26 protein-coding genes are annotated in these 26,208 nt (G+C 61.7%); 13 read left to right on the top strand and 13 right to left on the bottom strand.

The genetic code is table 11. The features are described from left to right. Nucleotides 1-41 precede the first annotated feature (41 nt). The 3 genes from P775_RS09055 to P775_RS09045 form a co-directional block, all read right to left on the bottom strand. Complete coding sequence (locus tag P775_RS09055; RefSeq protein WP_099910693.1) at nucleotides 42-1,118, bottom strand: branched-chain amino acid ABC transporter permease; 1,077 nt, start codon at nucleotides 1,116-1,118, stop codon at nucleotides 42-44. Nucleotides 1,119-1,268: 150 nt separating this feature from the next. Next, nucleotides 1,269-2,222 carry a branched-chain amino acid ABC transporter permease gene (locus P775_RS09050; RefSeq protein WP_099910692.1) on the bottom strand — a complete coding sequence of 318 codons (954 nt, stop codon included), beginning with the start codon at nucleotides 2,220-2,222 and terminating at the stop codon, nucleotides 1,269-1,271. A gap of 70 nt (nucleotides 2,223-2,292) precedes the next feature. Then, nucleotides 2,293-3,048, bottom strand: a complete 756-nt coding sequence (locus P775_RS09045) for an ABC transporter ATP-binding protein (protein WP_245875616.1) — start codon at nucleotides 3,046-3,048, stop codon at nucleotides 2,293-2,295. Between the two features lie 240 nt (nucleotides 3,049-3,288). Between P775_RS09045 and P775_RS09040 the strand changes: the two genes are divergently transcribed. Continuing rightward, nucleotides 3,289-4,017, top strand: coding sequence for a VPLPA-CTERM sorting domain-containing protein (locus tag P775_RS09040; protein WP_099910690.1), 729 nt, complete (start codon nucleotides 3,289-3,291; stop codon nucleotides 4,015-4,017). Between the two features lie 97 nt (nucleotides 4,018-4,114). On the opposite strand, the gene P775_RS09035 is transcribed toward P775_RS09040, so the two are convergent. Further along, the gene (locus tag P775_RS09035; RefSeq protein ID WP_099910689.1) at nucleotides 4,115-6,079 is read right to left on the bottom strand and encodes an AMP-binding protein; all 1,965 of its coding nucleotides are present in this window, start codon (nucleotides 6,077-6,079) and stop codon (nucleotides 4,115-4,117) included. Nucleotides 6,080-6,303: 224 nt separating this feature from the next. Beyond that, nucleotides 6,304-7,500, bottom strand: a complete 1,197-nt coding sequence (locus P775_RS09030; protein ID WP_099910688.1) for a Zn-dependent hydrolase — start codon at nucleotides 7,498-7,500, stop codon at nucleotides 6,304-6,306. A gap of 364 nt (nucleotides 7,501-7,864) precedes the next feature. Between P775_RS09030 and P775_RS09025 the strand changes: the two genes are divergently transcribed. The 4 genes from P775_RS09025 (at nucleotide 7,865) to P775_RS29790 (ending at nucleotide 11,199) form a co-directional block, all read left to right on the top strand. Then, nucleotides 7,865-8,515, top strand: a complete 651-nt coding sequence (locus P775_RS09025; RefSeq protein ID WP_099910687.1) for a histidine phosphatase family protein — start codon at nucleotides 7,865-7,867, stop codon at nucleotides 8,513-8,515. 49 nt (nucleotides 8,516-8,564) lie between these two features. After that, nucleotides 8,565-9,623: a saccharopine dehydrogenase gene (locus P775_RS09020; protein WP_099910686.1), complete on the top strand. Its 1,059-nt coding sequence runs from the start codon at nucleotides 8,565-8,567 to the stop codon at nucleotides 9,621-9,623. Further along, on the top strand, nucleotides 9,620-10,768 hold the full coding sequence (locus P775_RS09015; RefSeq protein ID WP_099910685.1) for a saccharopine dehydrogenase family protein: 1,149 nt from the start codon (nucleotides 9,620-9,622) through the stop codon (nucleotides 10,766-10,768). Before P775_RS09020 ends, P775_RS09015 begins: the two co-directional genes overlap by 4 nt. Nucleotides 10,769-10,983: 215 nt before the next feature. Continuing rightward, the gene (locus tag P775_RS29790) at nucleotides 10,984-11,199 is read left to right on the top strand and encodes a hypothetical protein (protein ID WP_425439896.1); all 216 of its coding nucleotides are present in this window, start codon (nucleotides 10,984-10,986) and stop codon (nucleotides 11,197-11,199) included. 7 nt (nucleotides 11,200-11,206) lie between these two features. Here P775_RS29790 and P775_RS09005 read toward each other — a convergent pair whose 3' ends face one another. From P775_RS09005 to P775_RS08995, 3 genes are read right to left on the bottom strand one after another with little or no spacing between them, the layout of a single operon-like run. Further along, nucleotides 11,207-12,328: a CaiB/BaiF CoA transferase family protein gene (locus tag P775_RS09005; RefSeq protein WP_099910684.1), complete on the bottom strand. Its 1,122-nt coding sequence runs from the start codon at nucleotides 12,326-12,328 to the stop codon at nucleotides 11,207-11,209. Beyond that, complete coding sequence (locus tag P775_RS09000; RefSeq protein ID WP_099910683.1) at nucleotides 12,325-12,999, bottom strand: DsbA family protein; 675 nt, start codon at nucleotides 12,997-12,999, stop codon at nucleotides 12,325-12,327. The genes P775_RS09005 and P775_RS09000 overlap by 4 nt, the downstream gene beginning before the upstream one ends. Before the next feature lie 20 nt (nucleotides 13,000-13,019). Then, nucleotides 13,020-13,547 carry a DUF721 domain-containing protein gene (locus P775_RS08995; protein ID WP_099910682.1) on the bottom strand — a complete coding sequence of 176 codons (528 nt, stop codon included), beginning with the start codon at nucleotides 13,545-13,547 and terminating at the stop codon, nucleotides 13,020-13,022. Nucleotides 13,548-13,628: 81 nt separating this feature from the next. Between P775_RS08995 and P775_RS08990 the strand changes: the two genes are divergently transcribed. Next, nucleotides 13,629-14,696: an A/G-specific adenine glycosylase gene (locus tag P775_RS08990; protein ID WP_245875615.1), complete on the top strand. Its 1,068-nt coding sequence runs from the start codon at nucleotides 13,629-13,631 to the stop codon at nucleotides 14,694-14,696. 181 nt (nucleotides 14,697-14,877) lie between these two features. Beyond that, complete coding sequence (locus P775_RS08985) at nucleotides 14,878-15,798, top strand: manganese-dependent inorganic pyrophosphatase (protein WP_099910681.1); 921 nt, start codon at nucleotides 14,878-14,880, stop codon at nucleotides 15,796-15,798. 203 nt (nucleotides 15,799-16,001) lie between these two features. Here P775_RS08985 and P775_RS08980 read toward each other — a convergent pair whose 3' ends face one another. Next, on the bottom strand, nucleotides 16,002-17,147 hold the full coding sequence (locus P775_RS08980; protein ID WP_180287385.1) for a sensor histidine kinase: 1,146 nt from the start codon (nucleotides 17,145-17,147) through the stop codon (nucleotides 16,002-16,004). Next, the gene (locus tag P775_RS08975; protein ID WP_099910679.1) at nucleotides 17,131-17,640 is read right to left on the bottom strand and encodes a methanogen output domain 1-containing protein; all 510 of its coding nucleotides are present in this window, start codon (nucleotides 17,638-17,640) and stop codon (nucleotides 17,131-17,133) included. Before P775_RS08975 ends, P775_RS08980 begins: the two co-directional genes overlap by 17 nt. A gap of 162 nt (nucleotides 17,641-17,802) precedes the next feature. On the opposite strand from P775_RS08975, the gene P775_RS08970 reads away from it, so the two are divergent. From P775_RS08970 to P775_RS08950, 5 genes are all read left to right on the top strand, one after another. After that, complete coding sequence (locus P775_RS08970; RefSeq protein ID WP_099910678.1) at nucleotides 17,803-18,675, top strand: TIGR01459 family HAD-type hydrolase; 873 nt, start codon at nucleotides 17,803-17,805, stop codon at nucleotides 18,673-18,675. A gap of 337 nt (nucleotides 18,676-19,012) precedes the next feature. Then, nucleotides 19,013-19,456, top strand: coding sequence for a MaoC family dehydratase (locus P775_RS08965; protein ID WP_099910677.1), 444 nt, complete (start codon nucleotides 19,013-19,015; stop codon nucleotides 19,454-19,456). 110 nt (nucleotides 19,457-19,566) lie between these two features. Beyond that, nucleotides 19,567-20,499: a bifunctional riboflavin kinase/FAD synthetase gene (locus P775_RS08960; protein WP_099910676.1), complete on the top strand. Its 933-nt coding sequence runs from the start codon at nucleotides 19,567-19,569 to the stop codon at nucleotides 20,497-20,499. After that, a complete protein-coding gene (locus tag P775_RS08955) occupies nucleotides 20,496-20,966 on the top strand; it encodes a YcgN family cysteine cluster protein (protein ID WP_099910675.1) in 471 nt (156 codons plus the stop codon). The genes P775_RS08960 and P775_RS08955 overlap by 4 nt, the downstream gene beginning before the upstream one ends. Next, the gene (locus P775_RS08950; protein WP_099910674.1) at nucleotides 20,966-22,006 is read left to right on the top strand and encodes a threonine aldolase family protein; all 1,041 of its coding nucleotides are present in this window, start codon (nucleotides 20,966-20,968) and stop codon (nucleotides 22,004-22,006) included. The genes P775_RS08955 and P775_RS08950 overlap by 1 nt, the downstream gene beginning before the upstream one ends. 125 nt (nucleotides 22,007-22,131) lie before the next feature. Here the strand turns inward: P775_RS08950 and hspQ are convergent, their stop codons facing one another. Continuing rightward, a complete protein-coding gene (gene hspQ / locus P775_RS08945) occupies nucleotides 22,132-22,458 on the bottom strand; it encodes a heat shock protein HspQ (RefSeq protein ID WP_099910673.1) in 327 nt (108 codons plus the stop codon). Nucleotides 22,459-22,777: 319 nt separating this feature from the next. On the opposite strand from hspQ, the gene P775_RS08940 reads away from it, so the two are divergent. Further along, complete coding sequence (locus P775_RS08940) at nucleotides 22,778-23,365, top strand: transglycosylase SLT domain-containing protein (RefSeq protein WP_099910672.1); 588 nt, start codon at nucleotides 22,778-22,780, stop codon at nucleotides 23,363-23,365. A 152-nt stretch (nucleotides 23,366-23,517) separates the two neighbouring features. On the opposite strand, the gene P775_RS08935 is transcribed toward P775_RS08940, so the two are convergent. Together P775_RS08935 and P775_RS08930 are read right to left on the bottom strand one after the other, a co-directional pair. Further along, nucleotides 23,518-24,129, bottom strand: a complete 612-nt coding sequence (locus P775_RS08935; RefSeq protein ID WP_099910671.1) for a LolA family protein — start codon at nucleotides 24,127-24,129, stop codon at nucleotides 23,518-23,520. 394 nt (nucleotides 24,130-24,523) lie between these two features. Continuing rightward, nucleotides 24,524-26,208, bottom strand: a 1,685-nt coding sequence (locus P775_RS08930; protein WP_281256066.1) for a DNA translocase FtsK, incomplete at its 5' end; no start/stop codon positions are given.

The following is a 26,208-nucleotide window of genomic DNA, read 5'->3' as shown; positions in this document are numbered from 1 at the left end:
TCCTCCCTTGGATGTTGTCGTCTTTTTTATGGGGCCGTCCCCTAATGCGGAAACGGCCAGATAATCAGCTTCTCGCGGATCAGCCGCCACAGCTGCGCCAGCCCGTGTGGTTCAATGATCAGAAAGAAAATGATCAGCGCGCCCACCATCATCACATTGATATGCTCGACCATGGACGACGCGATCGGCACCCCCAGCGCGGCGGGCAGCGTGCCCAGCACCACCGGCAGGCCCACAATCAGGATCGCGCCCAGATAATTGCCCAGGATCGACCCCAACCCGCCGATGATCGCGATGAACAGGATGCGGAACGACAGCGGGATGTCGAACAGGTTCGGCTCTGCCGCCCCCCGCCACATGAACACGAACAGCGCCCCCGCCACACCGACGATATAGGATGACACCATGAACGCCGTCAGCTTGCTCTTCATCAGGTTGATGCCGATCAGCTCGGCGGCAATGTCCACATCCCGCGTCGCCTTCCAGGTCCGCCCCAAGGTCCCGCGCGTGAGGTTGATGCACAGCATCGTCATCACCGACACGATGGCCAGCACCACGTAATACTGCACAAGGCTGTCCGCCTGCGGCCCCGCCACATAGACCCCGAACATCTCCAGATTCGGCACCTGAATCGCACCCGAGGCGTTGTAGTTATAAAGCCACGCCCATTTCTCGAACAACCAGACCAGAAAAAACTGCGCCGCCAAGGTCGCAATGGCCAGATAAAACCCCTTGATCCGCAAGCTGGGAATGCCAAACGCCACCCCCACCCCGGCGGAAAACACCCCCGACAGCAGGATCGCCACAATCGGGTTCATCCAGGGCATCAGCGTCACCATCTTGTAGCACGCATAGGCCCCCACCCCCATAAACGCCGCCGTGCCCAGCGACAGCTGCCCGGCATACCCCGTGAGGATGTTCAGCCCCATGGCCGCCAGGGCGTAAATCAGGATCGGAATCAGCAGCGTCTGAAAGGTGAACTCGCTCGCCGCCAGCGGAAATACCACCCAGGCAAACACCAATATCACGCCCAGCAGGATCGCGTCCTGCTTCACGGGAAACAATGCCTGATCCGCCTTGTAACTTGTCTTGAACTGCCCCGCCGTTCTGTACAGCATCTGGTCTTTTCCTCCCCACCCCTCTCGGGGCCCCCTGATCTCAACCCCCTGTCGGGGTCCTGATCTTCTTCTCTTTCTTAAATACGCGCCCGCCGCAGGCGTTCCGGCTCCTCCAAACCGCACCCCCGCTGATATCGGCAGACCGCCGCTTCAAACCCTCTCGATGATCTTCTCCCCGAACAGGCCTTGCGGGCGGAACAGCAGCACGATCAGCGCCAGCACAAAGGCAAACCATGTCTCGGTATTGCCGCCCAGGATCGGCTGACCCCAGTAGATCTCGAACAGCTTTTCCAGCATCCCGATCATCAGCCCGCCGATGATCGCGCCGGTGATGCTTTCCAGCCCGCCCAGCATCAGCACCGGCAGCGCCTTGTAGGCAATCACCTCAAGTGCAAACGAAACGCCCGCCCGCGCGCCCCAGGCCACGCCGGTCACCAGCGCGATGATTCCCGCGATGAACCAGACCAGCACCCAGATCGTCTGCAGCGAAATCCCGACCGACAGCGCCGCCTGCGGGTCATCTCCCAGCGCCCGGATTGCCCGGCCCATGCGCGTCTTGTTCAGGAACAGCAGCAGCGCCACCACCAGCATCCCCGCGACCCCCACCGCCGTGATGTCCTTTTCTTCCAGGATCAGCAGACCGCCCCAAGGCTCGAACACCACCGACCCGGTCGGAATGCCCAGGGCTTCGGTGATCATGACCTTGTTCTCACCGCCAAAGATGATCTCACCCAATCCGATCAGAAACAGCGTGATCCCGATGGTCGCCATGAACAGGATGATATCCGGCTGCCCCACCAGCGGGCGCAGCACGATCTTTTCGATGCTCACCGCCAGAATGAACATCACCCCCAGAGTCAGCACAACCGACACCCAGGCCGGCACACCCATCTCGTAGAGCCCGACCAACGTCAGCGCGGCGAACACCACCATGATGCCTTGGGCAAAGTTGAAGATGCGCGAAGACCGGAAGATCAGAACAAACCCCAGCGCGATCAGCGCATAAAGGATGCCGCTCACCAGCCCCTCCCAAAGCACCTGCAACAGGAAATCAGGGGCGGCGAACATGTCCACAAAGGGCGCGACAAAGATCTGATTCAGCATCTCCCACCCCCCCTACGCCAGCCATACGTTTTCCATACGTTTTCCATACGCTCTCCACCCCCCGTTTTCCTCAATGCGCCACCCCCAGATAGGCGTCGATCACATCCTGATTGTTGCGCACCTCATCCGGCGTTCCGTCGCCGATCTTCTTGCCGTAATCCATCACGACCACCCGGTCCGACAGATCCATGACAACCCCCATGTCATGTTCGATCAGCGCAATGGTGGTGCCGAATTCGTCATTCACATCCAGGATAAAGCGGCTCATGTCCTCCTTTTCCTCGACATTCATCCCCGCCATCGGCTCGTCGAGCAAAAGGATCGAAGGCTCCGCCGCCAGCGCCCGCGCCAGCTCCACCCGTTTTTTCAATCCATAAGAAAGCCGCCCGACCGGAGTCTTGCGAATGTTTTGTATTTCAAGAAAATCAATAACCTTTTCAACAATTTCCCGATTGGCAATTTCTTCATTGCGGGCTTTTCCCAACCATAAAGCCTGCGAAAAAATCCCCGCATTCATATGCGTCAGCCGCCCGGTCATGACATTGTCGAGAACGGTCATCCCCTCGAACAGGGCAATATTCTGGAACGTCCGCGCCACCCCGGTCCGGGCCACCTCATAGGGCCGCATCGCAGGGCGCGGCGCGCCCTTGTACAGGATCTGCCCTTCCGATGGCGTATAGAACCCACTGATAATGTTGAGCATACTTGACTTGCCAGCCCCGTTGGGCCCGATGATCGCGCGCACCTCGCCCTGGCGGATGTCAAAGGATATGTCATTGATCGCAACCACCCCGCCAAACCGCAGCGTGATGTTCTGCAATTCCATCAAGGCAATGTCGGTCACAGTCTGACCGGCGGACGCAGGCTTGGTATCATCAAGCAAAAAACTCTCCTTAACTAAGACCGGATATCGCCGCAGACTCCCTAGTCAGGGATCTTGCATTGACGACACGTTAAAAGCTATAATTTATTGGGCAGAGCGTTTTTCTGCAGGTTATCAGTACATTTCTTTTCAGGATTCACATTTCTTGCGTGCTTTTCGAAAGCACCGTTTATTGAGGTTTTCATGAGTTTTATCAAAATAATAGCAGCTTTGACTGCAACAACACTTTCAGTTTCAGCGGCATCCGCAGCGGTGGTCAGCATCGATACGTTCGATGCACAATCCCTGGTTGTGGATGGTACCTTCCCCGGTGGGTCGCCTTCCGCTCAAGTCAGCGGCGCATCCATCATTGGCGGCTCCCGCTCCATTCAGGCGGTCAACCACGACGGAGAGCTTTTCGGCACGATCGTCAGCACCAACAATGACGCCGCGAAAAGCGGCTTTTTCAGCGTATCCAACAGCTCCGGAACCAGCGGCACCGGCATTCTGACATGGGATGGTGGCACGGATGGCAATCCGTTGTCCGTCGATACCTTCGGTCTGGGCGGTGTTGACCTCGTCCTCGGGTCCAATGACGCCTTTGCCTTCGACATCATCTCGATCGACCAGCCGTTCACGCTGACGCTGCAAGTCTGGGACGATGTTTCATCCGTCAGTGTGACCAAGACCTTGACCACTGCGGACAAGGGCACCACGAATTACACGCTGTTCTCGGAATTCGCGGGCATCAACTTCCTCAAGATCGGCGCGATCCAGATGACTCTCGTCGGCTCCAACGACGCCGACATCACGATGAATGACTTTGTATCGACCGTTGTTCCACCATCGCCGGTGCCGCTGCCTGCCTCCATCCCGCTGCTGCTGATGGGTGTTGCTGCGCTCGGCGTCATGCGCAACAAGCGTTCTTCCTGAGCTATTTCAAACGCTTACAATACAAATTACAAGGCGCCCGGACATCGCTCCGGGCGCCTTGTCGTTTGCCAAAAGCGTCACACCGGATGCAGAAACATCATTCCGCTGCCATCCGTGCCGCCGTTACCGGCACAACCTTCGCATCCTTGATCTCCAGCGTCGCAGTGATCCTGCCCTTGCGCCCGTCCTCATAGGTCACTTCCGTCTCGGTATACACCGACCCCTCCTCACCATAGAGCGCGGCGATCAGATCCTGGAACTTCTCCCCAATAATCTTGCGGCGCACCTTGCGAGTGCGGGTCAGCTCTCCGTCATCGGCGTCCAGCTCCTTGTGCAATATGAGAAAGCGATGCACCTGACAGCCCGACAGCATGTCATCCTGCGCCACGCTTGCGTTCACCTCTTCCACATGGCCCTGGATCATCTCCAGCACCCGCTTATGTCCGGCAAGTTCCTGATAGGACGCATAGGCGATGTTGTTGCGCTCGGCCCAGTTGCCCACAGCCGTCAGATCTATGTTTATGAAGGCACAGCATTTTTCCCGCCCGGCACCAAAGACCACCGCCTCAAGGATATTGGGATAGAACTTCAGCTTGTTCTCGACATATTTTGGCGCGAACAGCGCGCCATCCGCCATCGCCCCCACATCCTTGGCCCGGTCGATGATCCGCAGATGCCCGCTCGCCTCTTCGATAAACCCGGCATCCCCGGTCGCAACCCAGCCTTCGGAATCCTTGGTATCGCGCGTTGACTGCGCGTTCTTGTAATACTCGACGAACACCCCGGGCGAGCGATAGAACACCTCGCCGCTCTCAGCGATCCGGATTTCGACCCCGGGCGAGGGCACACCCACCGTGTCCGAACGCACCTCTCCATCCGGCTGCTGGGTGATGAACACGCTCGCCTCTGTCTGACCATAAAGCTGCTTAAGGTTGATCCCCAAGGCGCGATAGAAATCGAATATCTCCGGCCCGATCGCCTCTCCTGCGGTATAGCCGACCCGGACACGCGACAGCCCCAGCGTGTTCTTCAAAGGTCCGTAAACCAGCAACTCGCCCAGCCCATAGTGCAGCCGGTCCAGAAACGACACCGGCTTGCCGTCCAGAATGCGTGGCCCCACCCGGCGCGCCACCGCCATGAAATGATGGAACAACCGCTGTTTCAGTGCGCTCGCATCCTCCATCCGGATCATGATGCTGGTCAGCTGCGTTTCGAACACCCGGGGCGGGGCAAAGTAATAGGACGGCGCAATCTCGCGCAGATCCGTCATCATCGTCTCGGGGCTTTCGGGGCAGTTCACGCAGAACCCCGCCCAGTAAGCCTGCCCGATGGAAAAGATGAAATCCCCCACCCAAGCCATGGGCAGATAGGCCAGCACCTCTTCCCCGACCTTCAGACGATCGAACTCCGACGATGCCTTGGCCGTTTCGATGATGTTGCGGTTGGACAGCACCACACCCTTGGGCTTGCCCGTCGTCCCGCTGGTATACAGCATGACGCAGGTGTGGTCATACCCCAGCCGCGCCCGCCGCCGCGCAAGCTCCGCCCCCAGATCACCGCGCCGCTGGCGCCCGGCCTCCTGCACGTCGCGATAGGCGCGCAGATGGGCATGGTCGTATTTACGCAGCCCTCTTGGATCCAGATAGATCATCTCTTCCAACTGCGGCAGCGCCGCCTGCACGTCGATGACCTTGTCCACCTGCTCCTGATCCGCGACGATGACAAAGCGCGCACCGCAATGGATCAGCACATATTCCATCTCTTCCGCAGAGGCGTCCTGATACAGCGGCACCGGCACCGCGCCCAGCATCTGAACCGCCACCATGGACCAGTACAGACAGGGCCGGTTGCGCCCGATCACGGCCACAAAATCCCCCGATGCCACGCCCAGATCCAGCAGGCCCAGCGCAAGCGCTTCGATCTGTTCTTCGGTCTCGGCCCAGCTCCAGCTTTGCCAGATGCCGTATTCCTTTTCCCGATACGCAGGAGCCGCGCCGTGCTGTTCCGCATTGCGCCGCAGCAAAGCCGGGATTGAGCGCAGACCTTCCGCGCCCTCGGACATATACGCCAATATCTCTCCTCCCACACCGGTTCCCCGGAGTCTCCGGCCGCTTGTGCAGCTCGTTCAGCATTGGGCCGTTACCGGTAATCCTTGCGATCTGGCATCACAGGTCAAGAACTACTTTGACCCGCGCGCGGCCGGTCAGGTCGTGCGCAGCCTGACCCAAGCCTGTATCAGAGGAGATGTCCGCGCGGCCCACGGGCCTCAGCGCACCGCTGAGCGCACTACAGCGCGGCCACCGCGCGGGCCAGAACATTCAGCCCCGTCACCAGATCCGCCTCTTGCGTATCCTCGGCAAAGTCATGGCTAATGCCGCCGATCGACGGCACGAACAGCATCGAAACCGGCATCAGCCGCGCCACATTGGTCGCATCATGCAGCGCCCCCGAGGGCAGCACACGCCAGTTCCCGGGCGCCTCCGCCTCTGCCGCCGCTTCCAGCGCACCGCGCAGCCGCGCATCCATCGCCACCGGCTCCAGCCCCAGCATCGGGCCGTAGTCGAGCGTCAGACCCATCTCGGCCGCCACCTGCGCCGCCGTATCGCGGATGATCTCCTCCATCCGGCCCAGCCGGTCGCTGTCGCCATCGCGCCACTGCATCGAAAACGTCACACGCCCCGGCACGATGGACGAGGCATTGGGATACAGCGACACATGACCGATGGTCCAGACCGTCGTGGGGGTGACCACGTTGCGGAATCGTTCGTTGATCCGGGCGTTAAAGGCCGAAAGCCCCTGAAACGCATCCCGGCGCAGCTCCATCGGCGTGGTGCCTGCATGGTTCTGCTGCCCGCCAAAGGTGACCTTCATGTCGCGAATGCCGACAATCGCCCCGACCACACCTACCTTTTCACCCGAGGTGATAAGGTGGGGCCCCTGTTCGATATGCATCTCTATAAAGCCGCTGAACCGGGCGGGGTCCACAAAATCACCGCCCCGCGCACCCATGGCCGCGCGCGCTTCGGCAAGGCTCACGCCGTCGCCGTCAACCAGCTTGTCGGCCTGCTCAAGACTGATGTTGCCGCCCCAGACGGATGATCCTGTCGTGACGCCGAACCGCCCCTCCTCATCCTGAAACGACACAACCGAAACCGCCGGACCCCCGGCCTCCTTTGACGCCCGCGCCACCTCCAGCGCCGCAATCACGCCCAGCGCCCCATCCAGCCAGCCGCCTTCGGGCTGGCTGTCAGAATGGGACCCCATCAGCAGCGACGGCCCTTCGGCCAGCCCGAACAACGATCCAAGCGGATCGAACACCGGCGTCAGCCCCGCCTCCTGCATCTTGCCCGCCAGCCAGTCCCGCGACGCGATATCCGCCTCTGAAAAGGCAGGACGCACCACCCCCTTGCCGACCCCGGCGGCGCCAAAGGCGCGCAGGGCGTGCAGGTCCTCAAGGAATCTTTGTGGCTGGACGGGAATCATGGCGGCTCTCCTGTGCTAAATTTGCCCCAGATAGACACCTGTAAGACGCAGAGGTCAAACCACAGGCTCCGCTTCATCTGCCCCCAAATATCCCGGGGAGTGTGAGGGGCAGCGCCCCTCGCTCCGACCCTCTCGCGCGGCGCTAGGACCGGAAGGGGATCGCGCCGCTGCAACCAGCCCCCTCTTATCCCTTTTCACCCAAAGCCAACGACCACTTGAACGCCGGGAGGTGGCACAAAGAGGGGGCTCTGCCCCCGTCCTGCGGACTCCCCCGGGATATTTCCGGACAGATGAAACAGCGGGGCAGCGCAGGGTGGCCAAGCCCCGCCCGCCCGTCTAAACCCTGCGGAAAAAGGAGCGCCCCATGCCGCACATCACCCTTGTCCGCCACGGTCAGGCCAATTCCACGGCAAAGGACGAGGTCGCCTATGACCGGCTGAGCGATCTGGGCCGGCAGCAGGCGCGCTGGCTGGGCGCGCATCTGCGCGACAGCGGCGAAGGCTTTGCCCGGGTCTATGCCGGCACCCTGCGGCGGCATCAGGAAACGGCTGTCGAGATGGCCGCCGAAGATGTGGTTCTGGACCCGCGCCTGAACGAGCTGGAATATTTCACCCTGTCACAGCTGATGGCGACACAGCACGGCATTGCGATTCCCACCGACCGGCCGGGTTTTCTGCGCCATATGCCGGTGCTTCTGAGTTATTGGCAGGAGGGCAAACTTGACGGCGCACCCGAAAGCTTTGCCGATTTCGAAAGCCGCGTGCGCGATGTCCTGACCGAGATTGCCGATGGTCCCGGGCGCGCGCTTGTTGTGACCTCGGGTGGTCTGATCGGCATGACCATGCGCATCACGATGGGTCTGGATCTGCGCGCCCTCGCCCATGCCTGCCTTGCGATCCAGAACACCTCCCTGCACCGCTACCAGCCTCTGCCGACCGGGCTCGTCCTGATGCAGTTCAACGCCCTCCCGCATCTGGATCACCCGGACCGCCACCACGCCCGGACACATCTTTAAGCCTGAGGCATTCCGCGCTACTGTCCCCAAAAATCAGGGGATGGGACATATGGTACATCTGTGGGTGCGCGCCGAACAGCGCCTGAACGAAGAGCGCGTTGGCGTCACGCCAGACGGCGTGCGTGCGCTGATCGCCAAGGGCTTTCGCGTCACGTTCGAGGAAAGCGGCCAGCGCGCCGTTCCGATGGCAGGCTATCAGCAGGCAGGGGCCGAAATCGCGCCCGAGGGCAGCTGGACCGAGGCCCCCGACAACGCGATGATCTTTGGCCTCAAAGAGTTGCCAGATGACGGCACGCCGCTGCGCCACCGCCACATCATGTTCGGCCACGCCTACAAGGGGCAGCCGGACGGCCAGCGTCTGCTGCAGCGGTTCAAGTCGGGAGGTGGCACGCTTTATGATCTTGAATATCTGACCGATGCCGAAGGGCGCCGGGTTGCGGCCTTTGGCTATTGGGCGGGTTACGCGGGGGCTGCTGTGGCGCTGAAATGCTGGATCGCTCAGCAAAACGGCGGGATCTGCCCGCCTGTCGGCACCTATGGATCTGCCGAAGAGTTGCTGGTCGATCTCAAAAACGGCCTTGCCCCCCTGTCCCGCCGCCCAGGTGCACTGGTGATCGGCGCTCTGGGGCGGGTTGGCACCGGGGCCAGCGATCTTTGCGCGGAAATGGATGTGCCCGTCACCGGCTGGGATCTGGCAGAGACAGCCCATGGTGGCCCGTTCCCCGAAGTGCTGGCGCATGAAATCTTTCTCAACTGCATCCTCGCCCGCCCCGGCGCGCCGGTCTTTGTGCCTGCCGACAGCGGCGCCGTGCAGCGCAAGCTGACGGTGATCGGCGACATCGCCTGTGATCCCACCAGCGACTTTTCTCCGATCAAGGTCTATGACCGCACAACCACATGGGACCAACCGGCACTGCGCGTCCATGACACCCCGCCGCTGGATGTGACGGCCATCGACAATCTGCCCTCGATGCTGCCCGTGGAATCCTCGGCCGATTATGCGGGCCAGCTCTTGCCCTCTCTGATGACCCTGGACCATCTGCACTCCGGCGTCTGGGCGCGGGCCCATGCACAATTTGAAGAACACAGCAAAAAGGTGACAGCATGACGATTCACTGGTGTGGCACCGGCCTTTCGGCCGTGCCCGGTCTGCGGCGGCTGATCAAGGCAGGACATGAGGTCACGGTGTGGAACCGCACGCTGGACAAGGCCGAGGATGCCGTGGGGGATCTGACCCAGCGCATCCATGAGTTCGAGATCGATGCGCTGGAGGCAGAATTGCAGCCCGGCGATGTGGTCGTCTCCATGCTGCCCGCCGACTGGCATGTGCCGCTGGCGGAACTGGCCATCTCAAAGGCGGCGCATTTTGTCAGCTCGTCCTATATTGCGCCCGAAATGCGCAGCCTGCATGCCAAGGCGCAGCTGAAAGGTGTGGCGCTGGTCAATGAGGTCGGACTTGACCCGGGCATCGACCATCTGATGGCGCATCATCTGGTGGCAGACTATCGCAATTCCGATGCCTACGACGCCGACAACCTGCTGTCCTTCACCTCGTACTGCGGCGGTGTGCCCAAGCATCCGAACCCCTTTCGCTACAAGTTCAGCTGGTCTCCTCTGGGCGTGCTCAAGGCGCTGCGCTCGCCCTCCCGTTCGATCAGGGATTTCGAAGAGCTGCGCGTGGACCGGCCCTGGGATGCTCTGGGCAGCTATGACGCGCCGCTGGAGGTTCCCGAGGCGTTCGAGGTCTATCCCAACCGCGATTCCGTGCCCTTCATGGATGCCTATAACTTTGATCCCACCTGGAAGGTAAAGGATTTTGTGCGCGGCACGCTGCGCCTGAACGGGTGGGCCGAGGCCTGGTCGGATATCTTCCGCGAGGTCGAAACCCTGAAAGGTCCCGAAGGCGATGCGCGTCTGAAAGAGATGTCCGATCAGTTCTGGGCCGACCACGCCTATGATGAGGGCGAACCGGACCGCGTGGTCATGTGCGTCTCGCTTAAGGCGGGGTCGGGGGACAAGACCGTCTGGCACAAGACCTATGTCATGGACGCCTGGGGGGATACGCAGAGCACGGCAATGGCGCGGCTCGTGTCGATCCCGGTGTCGCTGGCGGTCGAATCGGTCATGTCCGGGGACATTCCGGCAGGCGTCTCCGCCGCCCCAGGCGATGCCACGCTGGTGGAAAGCTGGCTGGCCGAGGTTGACAGGCTGGCCCAGCATCTGGCTGTGGTGGATCACCTTTCCCCCAATTGACCATCACTTGAACAGTCGAACCACATCACCCAGTTAATAAAGATTAAGAATTTGTTGTAACGTCCCGCTTTTAACCTGAAACACTCTGATCGCTTGTTCGCGTTGGCGGCGCAGTCGACAGGCCGCGAACAAGCGATCAGAGTATCAGGCGGGGCGCTTTCACTGGGTGATATTTCGTGAATGCTTCCGTTTTATCGTTTTTGTCGTTGTTTCTGATGACGACCACCGCCATGGCACAATCCTGCGACCCGAACTATGCCAAGGCCTGTGTTCCAATCGCCTCAGATGTTGACTGCGCAGGCGGAAACGGAAACGGCCCCGCCTATGTGACGGGGCCGGTGATTGTTGTGGGAAGCGATATTTACGGACTGGATCGCGATGGCGATGGGATCGCCTGTGAACCAAAGGGCCCTCCAAAGGCCGCGGGCTGAGCAGCCCTCAGACGCGGCCCAGCTTGGGCGACGCCTTGTCCAGCACCAGATCCGCATCCGAAAACTTGAACGGCGCGCGCAGGCCCGGCACACCTTCGGGTGAAATCTGCATGCCGCGCGCCTGCACCTGCGGGTCAGCCATCACCTCGGCCATGTCGTTGATCGGCCCGGCGGGCACGCCCGCCCCTTCGCAGGCGGCGAGCAGACCGGCCTTGGTCATGCGCAGTGTCGCCTCGCTCAGCCGACGGGTCATCTCGGCCCGGTTCGCGATCCGGTCTGCATTGGTCAGGTACATCGGGTCCTGCGCCATCTCCTCAAGCTCCAACAGCCCGCAAAGCCGCTGATACTGCGGATCATTGCCTGTCGCGATGATGATGAAACCGTCGGAACAGTCGAACACCTGATAGGGCGTCAGGTTCGGGTGATAATTCCCGGTCCGCCCCGGCGGCGTGCCGGTGGCCAGATAGTTCATCGCCTGATTGGCCGTCACAGACACCGCCACATCCAGCAGCGCCATGTCGATATGCTGGCCCCTGCCGGTCACCGAGCGCTGATAAAGCGCCGCCAGAATCCCTGTCACCGAATAGACGCCGGTAAAGATATCCGTCACCGCCACGCCTGCGCGCTGCGGCTGACCATCGGGATCGCCGGTGATCGACATCAGCCCGGACATGCCCTGAATGATATAATCATAGCCCGCGCGATGAGCATAGGGGCCATCCTGTCCGAACCCGGTGATCGAACAATAGATCAGCCCCGGGTTCAGCTCGGACAGGCTGGCAAAATCCATGCCGTATTTCTTCAACCCCCCAACCTTGAAATTCTCGATCAGGATATCGGCATCCCGCACCAAATCGCGCATCTGTTCCTGCCCCTCGGGGCTGGCCAGATCCACAATGACCGAGGTCTTGCCGCGGTTGCAGGAATGAAAATAGGCGGCGGTGTGATCCTCGTCCCGGTCGATGAACGGCGGCCCCCACTTGCGGGTGTCGTCGCCCTGCGGTGCCTCGATCTTGATCACCTCGGCGCCCAGATCCGACAGGGTCTGACCGGCCCAGGGGCCGGCCAGAATACGCGCAAGCTCAATGACCTTTAATCCGGCCAGCGGGCCTTTGGGGGCAGAGGTCATTCGCCCAGCTTTTCGTCCAGAATGGCCGCGAAATCTTCGTAGCTCATGTTGGAATACTTCTGCCCGTCGATCAGAAAGGTCGGCGTACCCTCGATCGCGTCGCGGGTGGCGTTTTCCTGATACCAGCCCACAAGCGCTTTCAGCTTGTCGCCGTCATTCAGGCAGGCATCCAGCTGCTCTTGACCGATCCCGGATTTCAGGCCGATCTTGCGCAATGCATCCGCAATGGCGCCGTCAGATCCCGCACGCGCCCAATCGCTCTGCTCGTCATACAGGATGTCCGAAATGCCAAAGAACTTGGTCGGCTCGCAGCGTGCAATCATCGACGCCCACATGCCGAACTTGTCGAAATACACTTCGCGGTAGGTGAACTTGATCTTGCCCGTGTCGATGTAATTCGCCTTGAGCTGGTCATAGGCGGTGGCGTGGAAATTCGCGCAATGCGGGCAGGTGAAAGAGGCATATTCGATCACCTCGACCGGCGCATCGGCCTCGCCCAGATACATGTCGTTGATCACGACATCACTCGCGGGCGTGCTTGCAGCGTCCTGCGCGCTGGCGGCACCCGGCAGGGTGATTGTGCCGCCCGAAGTGCTCGGCTGGGTCAGCAGCCAGCTGCCCCCTGCAATCAGACCAAGCGCCAGCAGCGCGACGGGGAGAATCCGTTTCATGAGGTATGTCCTTTTTCCAGTCAGACAGAGCCGTGGCCCCGGTCTTTTGCCTTGGTTATGATGTTTGTGGCCAGACGTTCAAGCGCTGAACGCAGCCCCTCATCCGCAACGCCACCCGTGGTGGCCCGCGCATGTTCCACGGTCGCCGCATCCGGCTCCGTCGGCCCTGCCGCCTTGGGGCGGTGGTCAAACGACACCTGCCCCTCGGCAAAACCGGTGGCGGCGGTCTGGGTGATGCGAATGCGCGCGATGGCGTTATAGCCGTAAACCGCATTGACCTTTTCGCGCAGCTTGACCTTCTGCATCTCCAACATCGGCGCATTGGCACCGGTGGTCAGCAGCGTCAGCGTCGCCCCCATGCCGCCCCGGCCATAGCCTACCTCGACCGGGCGGGACATGGCGGCTATATCCTCACCCGCAATTTCCGCCCAGTGGGTCAGCAGCCGCGACTGGGCAAAGCCGCGCTGTTCACTGGTACGCCGGATCTGCCCCTGAAGCAGGGACGAGGTGCGGGCGAATCCGCGTGTACTGCTCGGACGTTTGGCCATGGGTTGAATCCCCTCTCAAGGTGCTATTCTAGTGACGCGGGCCACAGACACCAGCCCGGATGACCCCCCGACCCTTGGGACATGTTCAATCTTATGTCAAAGCCGCGTGAACCCGCCGATCCTGCAGACCTGCTCGAATGGTATGATCGCCATGCCCGCGCCATGCCCTGGCGCGTCGGCCCGGCGGAGCGCGCCAGCGGTCAGCGTCCAGACCCCTACCGCATCTGGCTGTCTGAAATCATGCTGCAGCAGACCACCGTCGCCGCCGTCAAAAGCTATTTCGAAGCGTTCACAACCCGCTGGCCCCATGTCACCGACCTTGCCGCCGCCGAAGACGGCGATGTCATGGCAGCCTGGGCCGGCCTTGGCTATTACGCCCGGGCGCGCAACCTGCTGAAATGTGCCCGCGTGGTGACGCGTGATCACAACGGTGTCTTTCCCGACGACCCCGCAGTCCTGCTCACCCTGCCCGGCGTCGGCCCCTATACCGCCGCCGCCGTCTCGGCCATCGCCCATGACCTGCCCGAAACTGTCGTCGATGGAAACGTCGAACGCGTGATGGCGCGGCTCTATGACGAACACACGCCCCTGCCCGCCGCCAAGCCGATCCTGACCGAATACGCCCGCGCCCTGACGCCCCAGTTGCGCCCCGGCGACTATGCGCAGGCCGTGATGGACCTTGGCGCGACGATCTGCACGCCCCGCAACCCGGCCTGCGGCCTCTGCCCCTGGCGCCCCTCCTGCGCCGCCTGGGCCATGGGCACACAGACAGAGCTGCCCAAGAAATCCCCCAAGGCGCGCAAGCCCACGCGGCTCGGCATCGCCTACCTCGTGCGCCGCGTCGATGGCGCCTGGCTGCTGGAACGCCGCCCGGACAAGGGGTTGCTCGGCGGTATGCTCGGCTGGCCCGGCTCCGACTGGAACGACGCCCCCGAAGAGGCCCCTCCGATCCGCGCCGAATGGAAGACGATCCCCGGTGAGGCCCGCCACACCTTCACCCATTTCCACCTGCGCCTGACGGTCAAAACCGCGCTGGTCCCGATGGAACGCCAGCCAACCCGGGGCGACTTCATCGACCCCGAGGATTTCAGCCCCACTGACCTGCCCACGGTCATGCGCAAGGCCTTCGACCTCTCACGCGGCGCATAAAACTACGCTCCCCCTCTTTCTTCCCAAACACCTTCATCTGCCCCCAAATATCCCGGGGGTGTGGGGGCTGGCCCCCACTGCGACGCCCCCAATGCCGCAGCGCCGCACAGACAGGTGACAAGCCGCACGCGCCCCCATATAACCCCCGCGACACCGCATTCCGCAACCGCGAGGACCCCTCATGACGACGCAAGTCTTTGGCCACAAATCCCCCGATACCGACAGCACCGGCAGCCCGATCATCTGGGCCTGGTACCTGACCCAGATTCGCGGCGAAGAGGCAAAGCCGGTCCTGCTGGGCGAGCCGAACACCGAAGCGGCCTTCATGCTGACCCACTGGAACCTCGACAAGCCCGAGATCATTTCGGACGTGGCCGAAGGCGCCCCGGTGGTCATCGTCGACACCAACAACCCCGCCGAACTGCCCGCCTCGATCAACAAGGCCGACATTCGCGGCATCATCGACCATCACAAACTGGTCGGCGGGCTTGAGACGAAAGGCCCGATCGAGATCCGCATCGAACCGCTCGCCTGCACCGCCACGATCCTGTACAAGATGATCGGCGACGATCTGGAAAAGGCCCCCCGCGGCATCAAAGGTGCGATGCTGACCTGCATCCTGTCGGACACGATGGAATTCCGCAGCCCCACCACGACAGACGAAGACAAGGCCGCAGCCCGGGCGCTGGCCGCTGAGCTGGGAATCGACATTCCGACCTATGCCGCCGAAATGTTTGCCGCCAAATCCGACATCTCGCATTTCAGCGATGCGGAACTGCTGCGGATGGATTCCAAGGAATACACCGTCGACGGCAAGGATCTGCGCGTCTCCGTGCTGGAAACCACCGCGCCCCGGGTCGTGCTGGACCGCAAGGACAGCCTGATGGCCTCGATGGTCGAGGTGGCCAAAGAGGACGGCGCCGATCAGGTGCTGCTCTTTGTGGTGGACATACTGAAAGAAGAAGCGACGCTGCTCATCCCCAACGATCTGGTAAAGACCATTGCGGAGAAAAGCTTTGGCGTCACTGTCAGCGGCGATACCGTTGTCCTGCCCGGCATCGTGAGCCGCAAGAAACAGATCATTCCTTTCCTCAAGGTCTGAGCCTGTCAAAACGCAAAGGGATGGCGATCGCCATCCCTTTTTTTGCGCGCCAGCCGCCGGTTCAGCTGCGACACATCTCAGGCGTCAGACCCCTGACAGGGCCCTATTGCGTCCCACCCATAACCTGCAACACACTCATCGGTTTTTTGCGTTGGAGGCGCAGCCGACACTCAGCAAGCGATTCAACGTCAAGGCGGGATGCTCTATTCCCCGGCAAGGACAATCCTGAAGGTGGCCCCCTGACCCGGCACCCCTTGCGCTGTCAGCTGCCAGCCGTGACGCTTGCAAATCCGCGTGCAAATGGCGAGTCCCACGCCACTGCCCTTGATCTCTGACGCTGCGAACAACCGTTTGAACGGATGAAAGATCTGATGCTTGTACTGATCCTCGAACCCAAGCCCGTTATCGATGATATAAAGTCCCGCACGTTCTGACGGCGCCGCGATCCGCTCCATACGGATAACAGGCGCCCGGCTCGCCGCGCGGTATTTCAGCGCATTGCCCAAAAGGTTCTGCAAAAGCAACCGAAACAGTGCCGCATCTGCAATCACGCTCCCAAGGGGTTCGCCAAACTCGATCCGCCCCCCCGCTTCGGTGATCTGCAAATCCAGCGTCGCGACCACATCACGCAGCGCCTCGGCCACACAGACTTCCTCTTTGCGCATCTCTACCGTGTCAGAGCGGGCCAGCGTCAACAGGGCATCAATCAGCTCCTGCATCCTCTGTGCCGCATTTACGGCCATCTCCAGATATTCTGACGCCTCCGATGGCAGGCCCGCGCCGAAATCCTCTTTCAGAAACCCAAGCCAGTTTGCGATATTGCGCAGCGGCGCCTGCAGGTCATGCGCTGCGAAATAACTGAACCGCTCCAACTCCTGATAGCTGTTTTCAAGCACCGCGTAATTTCGGTGAACCTTCGCGGCTTTCTGATTGGCCGCCGTCAGTTCGCGGCTGAGCGCCACAAATTTTTCGCTCACGTGATCCGAACTTGTCTCGACCATCAGGAACTGATTCCCGTTTCCCCGACCGCCCCGCATTCCCGACACGTGGAACCCTATCCTGCCAGGAGGATCCGCAGCCCCCCCCAGCAGTTCGAACGTGACCCGGTTCGAAGAGGCGGCAGAGCGCATATCCGAGGCGAGCTCTGCCCAGGTCCCGCAAAAGAAATCCGAAAGGTGCTGACCAGACACCGAATCGCCGTCAGGGTGCACCTTGGCGCGTTTGCAAAACATCGGGTTGGCCGCCAGAATCGCGCCCTGCGCATCAACGATCAGCGCGCATTGTCCCAGCGCCTCGAACACACTTTCAAGCCGGGCGGCAACGGCCGGGCTTTCAACCGAAATAGTCACGTCCGCTTTCACATTCTTCAAAACGGATGATGACTCGACATCCCGCATCTCCCTGCGCAATCGTCTCTTTCAATTCGACATTGGCATAACCCAGATTGTCAGCGGCAATTCTGCCGAACACGTTTGAGGTCATCATGCAAAGGGATGGCCGGTCCTTGACATAGTCACCAAAAGGGCAGGCGGTGTTGACCAGAACGATTTGCCTCTCATCGATGCTCTCGATTGAAAAACCTCCGTTTATGCGCCGTTTCAGATCGACAAGCGCATCCGCGATCTGGCAAAGATCCAGCTTTTTCTGTCCCGCCTCGGTGCGATATTCGCGGTTCATGATTTCGCCCATGCGCCCGCCGACCAGCGCGATAAATCCTTCCGCCTCGCGCACGCCGACCGTCGCTTCGAGAACGGAACATAATTCCCGGATCAATTCCCGCAGAAACTGGTCGCGGTCACGTGTGAAACTTGCATTTGCGAATATATTTTTTGAATTTCCCATAGCGTCCTCCGCTTTGAAGATCGCTCAGTAAGACATCAAATCCATTAGCGCGCCGTAAATGACGAAAGGATTCGCATCTTTGCGTCAAATCAGGCTGTGGCAAAATCGGCAATGGCAGGTCATATCTGACCGCATTCCCGAAGTCATCTGAAAGACCCTGCAATGACCCGACTGATCCAGTCCCTCTCTGAAATCTCCCGCCAATATGACGCGCTGTTCGTCGATCTCTGGGGCTGCGTGCATGACGGGGTCAAGGCGATCCCCTCTGCTGTCACGGCGCTTCAGACCTATCGCAAGACGGGGGGCACCGTGGTGCTGGTGACCAACTCGCCCCAGCCACGCACCAACGTGGAAAAGCAGCTGGAAAAGTTCGGCGTGCCCACCGACGCCTGGGACACCATCACCACCAGCGGCGATTCCGCACGCGCGGCCATGTTTGAAGGGGCTGTCGGACAAAAGGTCTGGTTCATCGGCCAGCCCCATGATCAGGGCTTTTTCACCCCGCTCAAGGTTGTCACCGACCCGGTCGACATCACGCAGGTGCCGCTGGATCAGGCCGAGGGGATCATTTGCTGCGGCCCCGAAGACCCCCATGCCGACCCCGCCGTTTATCGCCCGCAGTTCCTGCTGGCCAAGCAGATGGGGCTGAAACTGCTCTGCGCCAACCCTGATATTGTCGTCGACCGGGGCGAGTCGCGCGAATGGTGCGCCGGTGCGCTGGCCAAGCTCTATACAGAAATGGGCGGCGAAAGCCTCTATTTCGGCAAGCCGCATCCGCCGATCTATGACCTCGCCCGCCGCCGTCTGGCCGAACTCGGCCGCGAGGTGGGCAATGCCCGGATCCTCGCAATCGGCGACGGCATCCACACGGATATCTCCGGCGCCATGGGCGAGGATATAGATTCGCTGTTCATCACCGGAGGTCTGGCCGCAGCCGAGACAAAGACCACCGATCAGCCAGAACCGGACGCCTTGCAGGCCTATCTTGATCGTGCAGAGACCGCACCGACCTTTGCCATCGGCTTCTTGCGCTGAAAGCTCCGGCAGGGCTGCGGCCAGCCGCACAGACACCAGGCGCGGCGGCGCAACATTGCGCCGCCGTTTCCCCTGTGACCGGATGCAACGCGGCACCCCGCTCGACTTGCGATTCGGGGTTAAAAGTACGGCACTGCGTAGCCTTTCGACCGACCAGGAAGGGTGGGGCGCCGCTACCTACTCGACGGGAACCCGGCAAAATTTGGCTCAAAACGGCAATAAACAGGCCCTGACCCAAGGTAGAGCTTGATTTTCTGCACCTGCGAAGTAATAATATTTCCATATTTAGGCGCAAACATGCCCTTTTGTTACCGGGTCGTTAAAGATGGAGTCTGACATGTTCGACAACCTGCCGCGTGGAACAATCTGCATCGAGGATATCGAGATGGGCATGACCCGGCACCTGCGCAAACAGGTGACGGATCGCGACATCGAACTCTTTGCCGAGGTTTCGACCGATCGCAACCCGGTGCATCTGGATGATGACTACGCCCGGGACACGATCTTCGAGGGGCGAATCGCTCATGGCATGCTGACCGCCGGGCTGATCTCTGCGGTGATCGGCGAACAGCTTCCCGGGCATGGCACGGTCTATATGGGTCAGACGCTGAAATTCCTCGCCCCCGTGCGCCCCGGCGACATGGTCTATGCCGAGGTCAAGGTGATCGACATCGACCTTGCCAAGCGGCGGGTGAAACTGGAATGCCACTGCGCCGTCGATGGCAAAAAGGTCCTGATCGGCGAAGCCATGGTTCTCGCCCCCAGTCGCAAGTTCGACTGACGCAAAAACGGACACCTCCCGGCAACCTGCGCCGCTCAGAAGCAGCGCCGCATCAAATCCGGGTCATACCGCCTTGCGCTGCCCGTGATGCCCGGCTAACCCTCGGCCCCATGCGGATCATCCGGGATTATCAATTCGTCGAAACACGCGACCGGGGCGCCAGCGCCGCGATCGGCAATTTCGACGGTGTGCATCTGGGCCACCGTTCGGTCATCGACCTGGCACGGCAGGCCTCCCCCTCCGCCCCGCTGGGCGTCGTGACGTTCGAGCCGCATCCCCGTGAATTCTTCCTGCCCGCCTCTGAACCCTTCCGACTGATGGGCTCCACCGCCCGCGCCTCGCGGCTGGCCAAGCTGGGCGTGGACAAGCTCTACGAGCTGAATTTCAACGCCGCCCTTGCCGCCCTCACGCCAGAGGCTTTTGCCCGCACGGTGCTGGCCGATGGTCTGGGCCTCTCGCACGTCGTCGTCGGCGCCGACTTCTGCTTTGGCAAGGGCCGCGCCGGCACGGCGGCGGATCTCCAACGCTTCGGCGCCGAAATGGGCTTTGGCGTCACGATCGCAGAGCTGCTGGAAAACACCACCGGTCAGGTCAGCTCCACCGCGATCCGGACCGCTCTGGCCGAGGGCCGCCCGCGAGATGCCGCCGATCAGCTCGGCCATTGGCACCGCATCGAGGGCAAGGTGATCACCGGCGAACAGCGCGGCCGCGAACTGGGCTATCCCACTGCGAACATGAGCATCGACGGCCTCCACCCGCCCAAATTCGGCGTCTATGCCGTGCTGGTCGAGGTGATGGATGGCCCGCACAAGGGCCGCTATCAGGGTGCAGCCTCCATCGGCGTACGCCCGATGTTTGGCATCAACACCGCCAATCTCGAAACCTTCCTGCTGGATTTCAGCGGCGATCTCTACGGCGCCACGCTCTCTGTCGCCCTCGTCCACTATCTGCGCGGCGAAGAGAAGTTCGACTCTCTCGACGCCCTCATCACCCAGATGGACGCCGACGTCACCCGCACCCGCCAGATTCTGGACGCTTTATGACCGATCCCATCGCCCGCAAGGGCCTCAAGAAACGCTTCTGGGAAAAGAAGAAACTCACCCAGATGTCCCCCGAGGAATGGGAGGCGCTGTGTGACGGCTGCGGCAAATGCTGCCTGAACAAGCTTGAGGACGAAGACACCGGTCAGGTCGAACTGACCAAGGTCGCCTGCCGCCTGTTCGACGACACCACCTGCCGCTGCGCGCAATACCCGATCCGCCACCAGTTCGTGCCGGAATGCATCGTGCTCAAACCCTCCAACATCGACACCCATGCCTACTGGATGCCCAAAACCTGCGCCTATCGCCTGCTGGCCGAAGGCAAACCGCTCTACGACTGGCACCCGCTGATCTCGGGCACGCCGGACTCGGTCCATGACGCAGGCATATCAATGCAGCACCGCACCGTCGCCGAATTCGAAGTGAACGAAGAAGACTGGGAAGATTATATCATCGAGGAGCCGATCTGATGTTCTTTGCCTCCGACAATTCCGGGCCCGTCCCGCCGCAGGTCCTCGCCGCACTGGCAGAGGCAAACACCGGCCATGTCGGCTCCTACGGCAGTGACGCCCTGACCGATCAGGTCACCGACCAGATCCGCACCCTGTTCGAAGCCCCCGAGGCGTCGGTCCATCTGGTCGCCACCGGCACCGCCGCCAATTCCCTCGCGCTGGCCACCCTCTGCCAGCCCTATGACACGGTCTTCTGCTCGCCCGTCGCGCATATCCACGAGGATGAATGCAACGCCCCGGAATTCTACACCGGCGGCGCGAAACTCACCCTTGTACCTGGCAGCGACCGCATGACCCCCGACGCCCTGCGCATCGCGATCAAGGGTCAGGGCAACCGTGGCGTGCACGGCCCCCAGCGCGGCCCGGTCTCGATCACCCAGGTCACGGAACAGGGCAACCTCTACAGCCTTGATGACCTGCTCGCCCTGACCACCGTGGCACGACATTACGACCTGCCGGTGCATCTCGACGGTGCCCGCTTTGCCAATGCCTGCGTCGCGCTGAACTGCACCCCGGCCGAAATGTCGTGGAAACTGGGCATCGACGTCGCCGTCTTCGGCGGCACAAAGAACGGGCTGATGGGGGTCGAGGCGGTGATTTTCTTCAACCCCGCCCATGCCCGGGCGTTCGAACTGCGCCGCAAGCGCGGCGCACATCTCTTCTCGAAACACCGCTACCTCGCGGCACAGATGGCCGCCTATCTGCAAGAGGACCTCTGGCGCGATCTGGCACAAACCGCCAACACCCGCAGCGCCCAACTTCTGAACGGCCTGCAAGGCGTCGCTGACATCAAGAACGACGCGCAAGCCAACATGATCTTCGCAGCCCTGCCCCGCGCCGTCCACCAGCGCGCCAAGGCCGCAGGCGCGCAGTATAACGTCAGCGGTGCGCCCGACGGCACAGATCCAAGCGAAATGCTGACCGCCCGCTTCGTCTGCGACTGGTCGATCCGCCCAGAGGATATCGAAACCTTCCTCAAACTTGTTCACAGCGACTGAGCGAAACCCGACCCGACCCCCATCGCCGCCCCCGGTTTCATCTGCCCGGAAATATCCCGGGGGAGTCGCCGGTCAGGCGACGGGGGCAGCGCCCCCGTAACAGCCGCGCAAACAGCGCGTCCGCCTCAGTTCATCTGGAAATGCACCTCATAGCTGCCGTCGTGGAAGGCCCCGAACAGATCGGGGATATCCGGATGATCCACCGGCTCACCTGACGAATCCGCAACCAGATTCTGCTCTGACACGTAAGCCACGTAAAAGCTCTGATCGTTTTCCGCCAGCAGATGGTAATAGGGCTGTTCCTTGACCGGACGGTTCTCTTCGGGAATCGCCTCATACCATTCATCGGTGTTGTTGAATTCTGGATCCACGTCAAAGACCACCCCCCGGAAGGGGTGCTTGCGATGGCGGACAACCTGTCCAAGATGATATTTTGCGCTCAGGGTCTGCATGATCTCTCGCCTCTACAGAGGACTTTTAAACCTTTCAATGGCAGCTTGTCCAACGGCGGAACATATTGCGCTGCAAAACACCCGCATGGGCAGATCCAGTGCCCTCTTGCCGGGCACGCAGGCCGCACCGCCCTAACCTGCGCGCACTCTGAACCTGCGCGCATGAAGGGCGAGGGCGGTACCCACATCGGCAGCCCCGACGCACCCCGGATACGGCAAAGCGGGGGAATCCGCCCTTGATGGATTTGTGATTTCCCACCGGGCGATGATCGGCTACACTTCTGCAAAATAAAAAAATCTACAAAAAAGCGAGAGGCATATGAGCAGAACTCTTCGCGCACTGGTGATTTTGCTGTTGGTGGCATCCTGCGGCGGCGGGGATTATTCCGCGCCCCGCAACCTGGATGACGCCTGCGCAATCGTCAGAGAGCGCCCCCACTATACCCGCGCCTTCCGCGCGGCCGAGCGTAAATGGGGCGTCCCGATGCCCGTTCAGATGGCGACGATCTACCAGGAAAGCAAATTCATCGGCGATGCCCGCACACCGTTCCAGTATTCGCTCGGGGTGATCCCGGTCGGACGTCAAAGTTCGGCCTTCGGCTATTCGCAGGCGCTGGACGGCACTTGGGACGAATACGTTGTGGCCACCGGCAAAAGCCGCGCCCGGCGCGACAGCATCGACGATGCCACCGACTTCATGGGCTGGTACATGGCACAGTCCCGCGACAGGCTGGGCATCCCCATGTCAGACGCGCGCAACCACTACCTCGCCTATCACGAAGGGCGCACCGGCTATCTGCGCGGGTCCTACAATTCCAAGGCCTGGCTCATGCGCGTCGCAGGTGAGGTCGGCCAGCGCGCCGTGATCTACGAAGCCCAGCTGGTGAACTGCCGCGCGGCCCGCTGATCGCTGATCTGCGCCACCCTGCCCGCGCCCGCCTCAGGGCAGGCGCGGGCAGGCTGCAGAACGTCTCGGGGCAAATCTGAGGCAACGACCATCCGACCTCAGCGGTCTCCTGAATGAAGAGGCCGCGAAGATCCGTGCCTGTGCGGTCCGTGTCAGCGGTTGTTCTTGGCCAGCTCGCTGCGCACATCGAACAGCGCATTGCTGACCTCGGTGCGGGACAGATCCCCCAGCACCACTGTGGTGCTCGACCCGCTGGAATCCCGGATCACCCACTGACGCAGCTCGACCGGGCTGCCGGTGAACTTCATCTCGATGCTGCCGTATTCCGCCCGCTTGGGGTCCTGCGCCACCACCGTGGTGGCCGTGCCGTCAAAGCTCACGCCCTGCACCATGTTCGCCTGCCCCAGATTGACGTTGCGCGCCAGAATGATGCTCAACGGCGTCTGGCTCAGCGGATAGCTTTCCGGCGCCCCGCCCAGCTTGCGGTCCAGAATGATCACCTGCCCGGAATTGGCCATGACCAGCGCCTCTTCGGGCGGGTTGTACTCGAACCGCACCCGCCCGGGGCGCTTGATATAGATCGTCCCGGTCGAGATCGATCCATCCTCGTTTATCTGGGTAAAGGCGCCCTGCGCGGATTGCAGATCGTTCAGATAGGCCGATATCTGGTTCAGCGACAGCTTTTCGGCCGCAGCGGGCAGCGCCGTGGCCAATGTCGTGGCCAGTGTCACGACGGCGGCGGTCATAAGGGCGGCAAATTTCATGGTCTGTCCTGTCTGCTCTGTCTCACTCGGGGTCTGATGCCTCAAACCGCGTGGATATGCGATATCAGCGGGGTGTCCTTGGATAAAAGCACCCGGCTGGTAACGATCAAGAGGGCAGGCCGGTTCCCGCCCAAAGGCCGGGGGCTCTGCCCCCGCCGCCCGTTCGGGCGACTCCCCCGGGATATTTCCGGGCAGATGAAGCTGGGCCGCCGCGGACTGGGACGCCCCGGGTTGAACTGTCAGGGTGCAATCCGCGCGGAGGGGACGGGCCTGACCCGTCCCCGACATCTCTGTGCGCGCGGCACGCGCGCGCCGCTGGATCAGGTCTGGCCGATCAGGGTCGGCCGATCACGTTTGCCTGACCAGAACTGCCCTAAATCGCGACGCGCCGGACTCAGTGCTGTTCGGGCACCAGAATCTCGCGCTTGCCCACATGGTTGGCCGAGCTGACCACTCCCTCATCTTCCATCTGTTCAACCAGACGCGCCGCCTTATTGTAGCCGATGGCCAGTTTGCGCTGGATGTAGGAAGTCGAACACTTGCGGTCCTTGATCACGATCGCCACCGCCGTGTCATAAAGCGCATCTTCGCCATCGGTATTACCGCCGGTGTTGCCCAGCCCCAGCACCGCGTCGATATCCGCCTCGCGGTCATCGTCCGGCCCTTCGACCACACCGCCGATATAGGACGGCGGGCCAAAGGCCTTGAGATGGTTCACCACCTCCTCGACCTCTTCATCCGACACGAAGGGCCCGTGGCAGCGGATGATCTTGGACCCGCCCGCCATATACAGCATGTCCCCCATGCCCAGCAGCTGCTCGGCCCCCATCTCACCCAGAATGGTGCGCGAATCGATCTTGGACGTCACCTGGAACGAGATCCGCGTGGGAAAGTTTGCCTTGATCGTGCCGGTGATCACATCGACCGAGGGACGCTGCGTCGCCATGATCAGGTGAATGCCGCTCGCGCGCGCCATCTGCGCCAGACGCTGGATGCAGGCCTCGATTTCCTTGCCCGCAACCATCATAAGGTCGGCCATCTCGTCGACGATCACGACGATATAGGGCATCTTCTTGGGCTCGAACTCTTCGCTCTCAAAGATTGGCTCGCCCGTGTCATCGTCAAAACCGGTCTGCACGGTGCGTTCGAACATCTCGTTGCGCCCCAGCGCATCCGCCACCCGGCCATTGTAGCCGTCGATGTTGCGCACACCCATCTTGGACATCTTGCGATAGCGCTCTTCCATCTCGCCCACGACCCACTTAAGCGCGACAACCGCCTTTTTCGGGTCGGTCACCACCGGCGACAGCAGGTGCGGAATGCCATCATAAACCGACAGTTCCAGCATCTTGGGGTCAATCATGATCAACCGGCAATCCTCCGGCGACAGCTTGTAAAGCAGCGACAGGATCATCGTGTTGATCGCCACCGACTTGCCCGACCCGGTGGTCCCGGCGATCAGAAGGTGGGGCATCTTGGCCAGGTTTGCGACAACCGGATCGCCCCCGATATCCTTGCCCAAGGCCAGCGGCAGCTTCTGGGTGCCGTCCACATAATCCCGGCTCGACAGGATCTCGCGGAAGCCAACCATTTCGCGGTTGTCATTGGGCAGTTCGATCCCGATCACTGACCGCCCCGGCACGGTAGAGACCCGCGCCGACAGGGCCGACATCGACCGCGCGATGTCATCGGCAAGGCCGATCACGCGGCTCGCCTTGAGACCCGGCGCCGGTTCCAGCTCGTACATGGTGACCACGGGGCCGGGGCGGACCGACACGATCTCGCCCTTCACGCCGTAATCCTCCAGCACCGATTCCAGCATCCGCGCATTGTCCTGCAGCGTCTGATCGGACAGGTGATGACGTTCGATCGTTTCTGGGTTCAGCAGCAGGCTCAGCGGCGGCAGCTCGTATTCTGCGGCGACCTTGGCATCATAGCCCGAAACGGGCTGCGGTTCCCGTCCGCGATGCACCGGCTGCGGTGGCCTCTGGGGCTGCTGGCCGGGCTGGGGCTGGGGCTGACTGTTGCGCGGGGCCTGCTGCGGCGCCATCGGGCGGGGCGGCACGACAGGGCTCACCG

The sequence above is a fragment of the Puniceibacterium antarcticum genome (assembly GCF_002760615.1).
In the GTDB taxonomy this organism is placed as follows: Bacteria; Pseudomonadota; Alphaproteobacteria; order Rhodobacterales; family Rhodobacteraceae; genus Puniceibacterium; species Puniceibacterium antarcticum.
The sequence above is the reverse complement of the archived record's forward strand: the minus strand, read 5'-3'. Positions and strand labels throughout refer to the sequence as shown.

Coding starts and splice junctions, on each gene's coding strand:
- P775_RS09055 (WP_099910693.1), bottom strand. CDS start 1,118: ATGCTGTACAGAACGGCGGGGCAGTTCAAGACAAGTTACAAGGCGGAT.
- P775_RS09050 (WP_099910692.1), bottom strand. CDS start 2,222: ATGCTGAATCAGATCTTTGTCGCGCCCTTTGTGGACATGTTCGCCGCC.
- P775_RS09045 (WP_245875616.1), bottom strand. CDS start 3,048: ATGGAATTGCAGAACATCACGCTGCGGTTTGGCGGGGTGGTTGCGATC.
- P775_RS09040 (WP_099910690.1), top strand. CDS start 3,289: ATGAGTTTTATCAAAATAATAGCAGCTTTGACTGCAACAACACTTTCA.
- P775_RS09035 (WP_099910689.1), bottom strand. CDS start 6,079: ATGTCCGAGGGCGCGGAAGGTCTGCGCTCAATCCCGGCTTTGCTGCGG.
- P775_RS09030 (WP_099910688.1), bottom strand. CDS start 7,500: ATGATTCCCGTCCAGCCACAAAGATTCCTTGAGGACCTGCACGCCCTG.
- P775_RS09025 (WP_099910687.1), top strand. CDS start 7,865: ATGCCGCACATCACCCTTGTCCGCCACGGTCAGGCCAATTCCACGGCA.
- P775_RS09020 (WP_099910686.1), top strand. CDS start 8,565: ATGGTACATCTGTGGGTGCGCGCCGAACAGCGCCTGAACGAAGAGCGC.
- P775_RS09015 (WP_099910685.1), top strand. CDS start 9,620: ATGACGATTCACTGGTGTGGCACCGGCCTTTCGGCCGTGCCCGGTCTG.
- P775_RS29790 (WP_425439896.1), top strand. CDS start 10,984: ATGACGACCACCGCCATGGCACAATCCTGCGACCCGAACTATGCCAAG.
- P775_RS09005 (WP_099910684.1), bottom strand. CDS start 12,328: ATGACCTCTGCCCCCAAAGGCCCGCTGGCCGGATTAAAGGTCATTGAG.
- P775_RS09000 (WP_099910683.1), bottom strand. CDS start 12,999: ATGAAACGGATTCTCCCCGTCGCGCTGCTGGCGCTTGGTCTGATTGCA.
- P775_RS08995 (WP_099910682.1), bottom strand. CDS start 13,547: ATGGCCAAACGTCCGAGCAGTACACGCGGATTCGCCCGCACCTCGTCC.
- P775_RS08990 (WP_245875615.1), top strand. CDS start 13,629: ATGTTCAATCTTATGTCAAAGCCGCGTGAACCCGCCGATCCTGCAGAC.
- P775_RS08985 (WP_099910681.1), top strand. CDS start 14,878: ATGACGACGCAAGTCTTTGGCCACAAATCCCCCGATACCGACAGCACC.
- P775_RS08975 (WP_099910679.1), bottom strand. CDS start 17,640: ATGGGAAATTCAAAAAATATATTCGCAAATGCAAGTTTCACACGTGAC.
- P775_RS08970 (WP_099910678.1), top strand. CDS start 17,803: ATGACCCGACTGATCCAGTCCCTCTCTGAAATCTCCCGCCAATATGAC.
- P775_RS08965 (WP_099910677.1), top strand. CDS start 19,013: ATGTTCGACAACCTGCCGCGTGGAACAATCTGCATCGAGGATATCGAG.
- P775_RS08960 (WP_099910676.1), top strand. CDS start 19,567: ATGCGGATCATCCGGGATTATCAATTCGTCGAAACACGCGACCGGGGC.
- P775_RS08955 (WP_099910675.1), top strand. CDS start 20,496: ATGACCGATCCCATCGCCCGCAAGGGCCTCAAGAAACGCTTCTGGGAA.
- P775_RS08950 (WP_099910674.1), top strand. CDS start 20,966: ATGTTCTTTGCCTCCGACAATTCCGGGCCCGTCCCGCCGCAGGTCCTC.
- hspQ (WP_099910673.1), bottom strand. CDS start 22,458: ATGCAGACCCTGAGCGCAAAATATCATCTTGGACAGGTTGTCCGCCAT.
- P775_RS08940 (WP_099910672.1), top strand. CDS start 22,778: ATGAGCAGAACTCTTCGCGCACTGGTGATTTTGCTGTTGGTGGCATCC.
- P775_RS08935 (WP_099910671.1), bottom strand. CDS start 24,129: ATGAAATTTGCCGCCCTTATGACCGCCGCCGTCGTGACACTGGCCACG.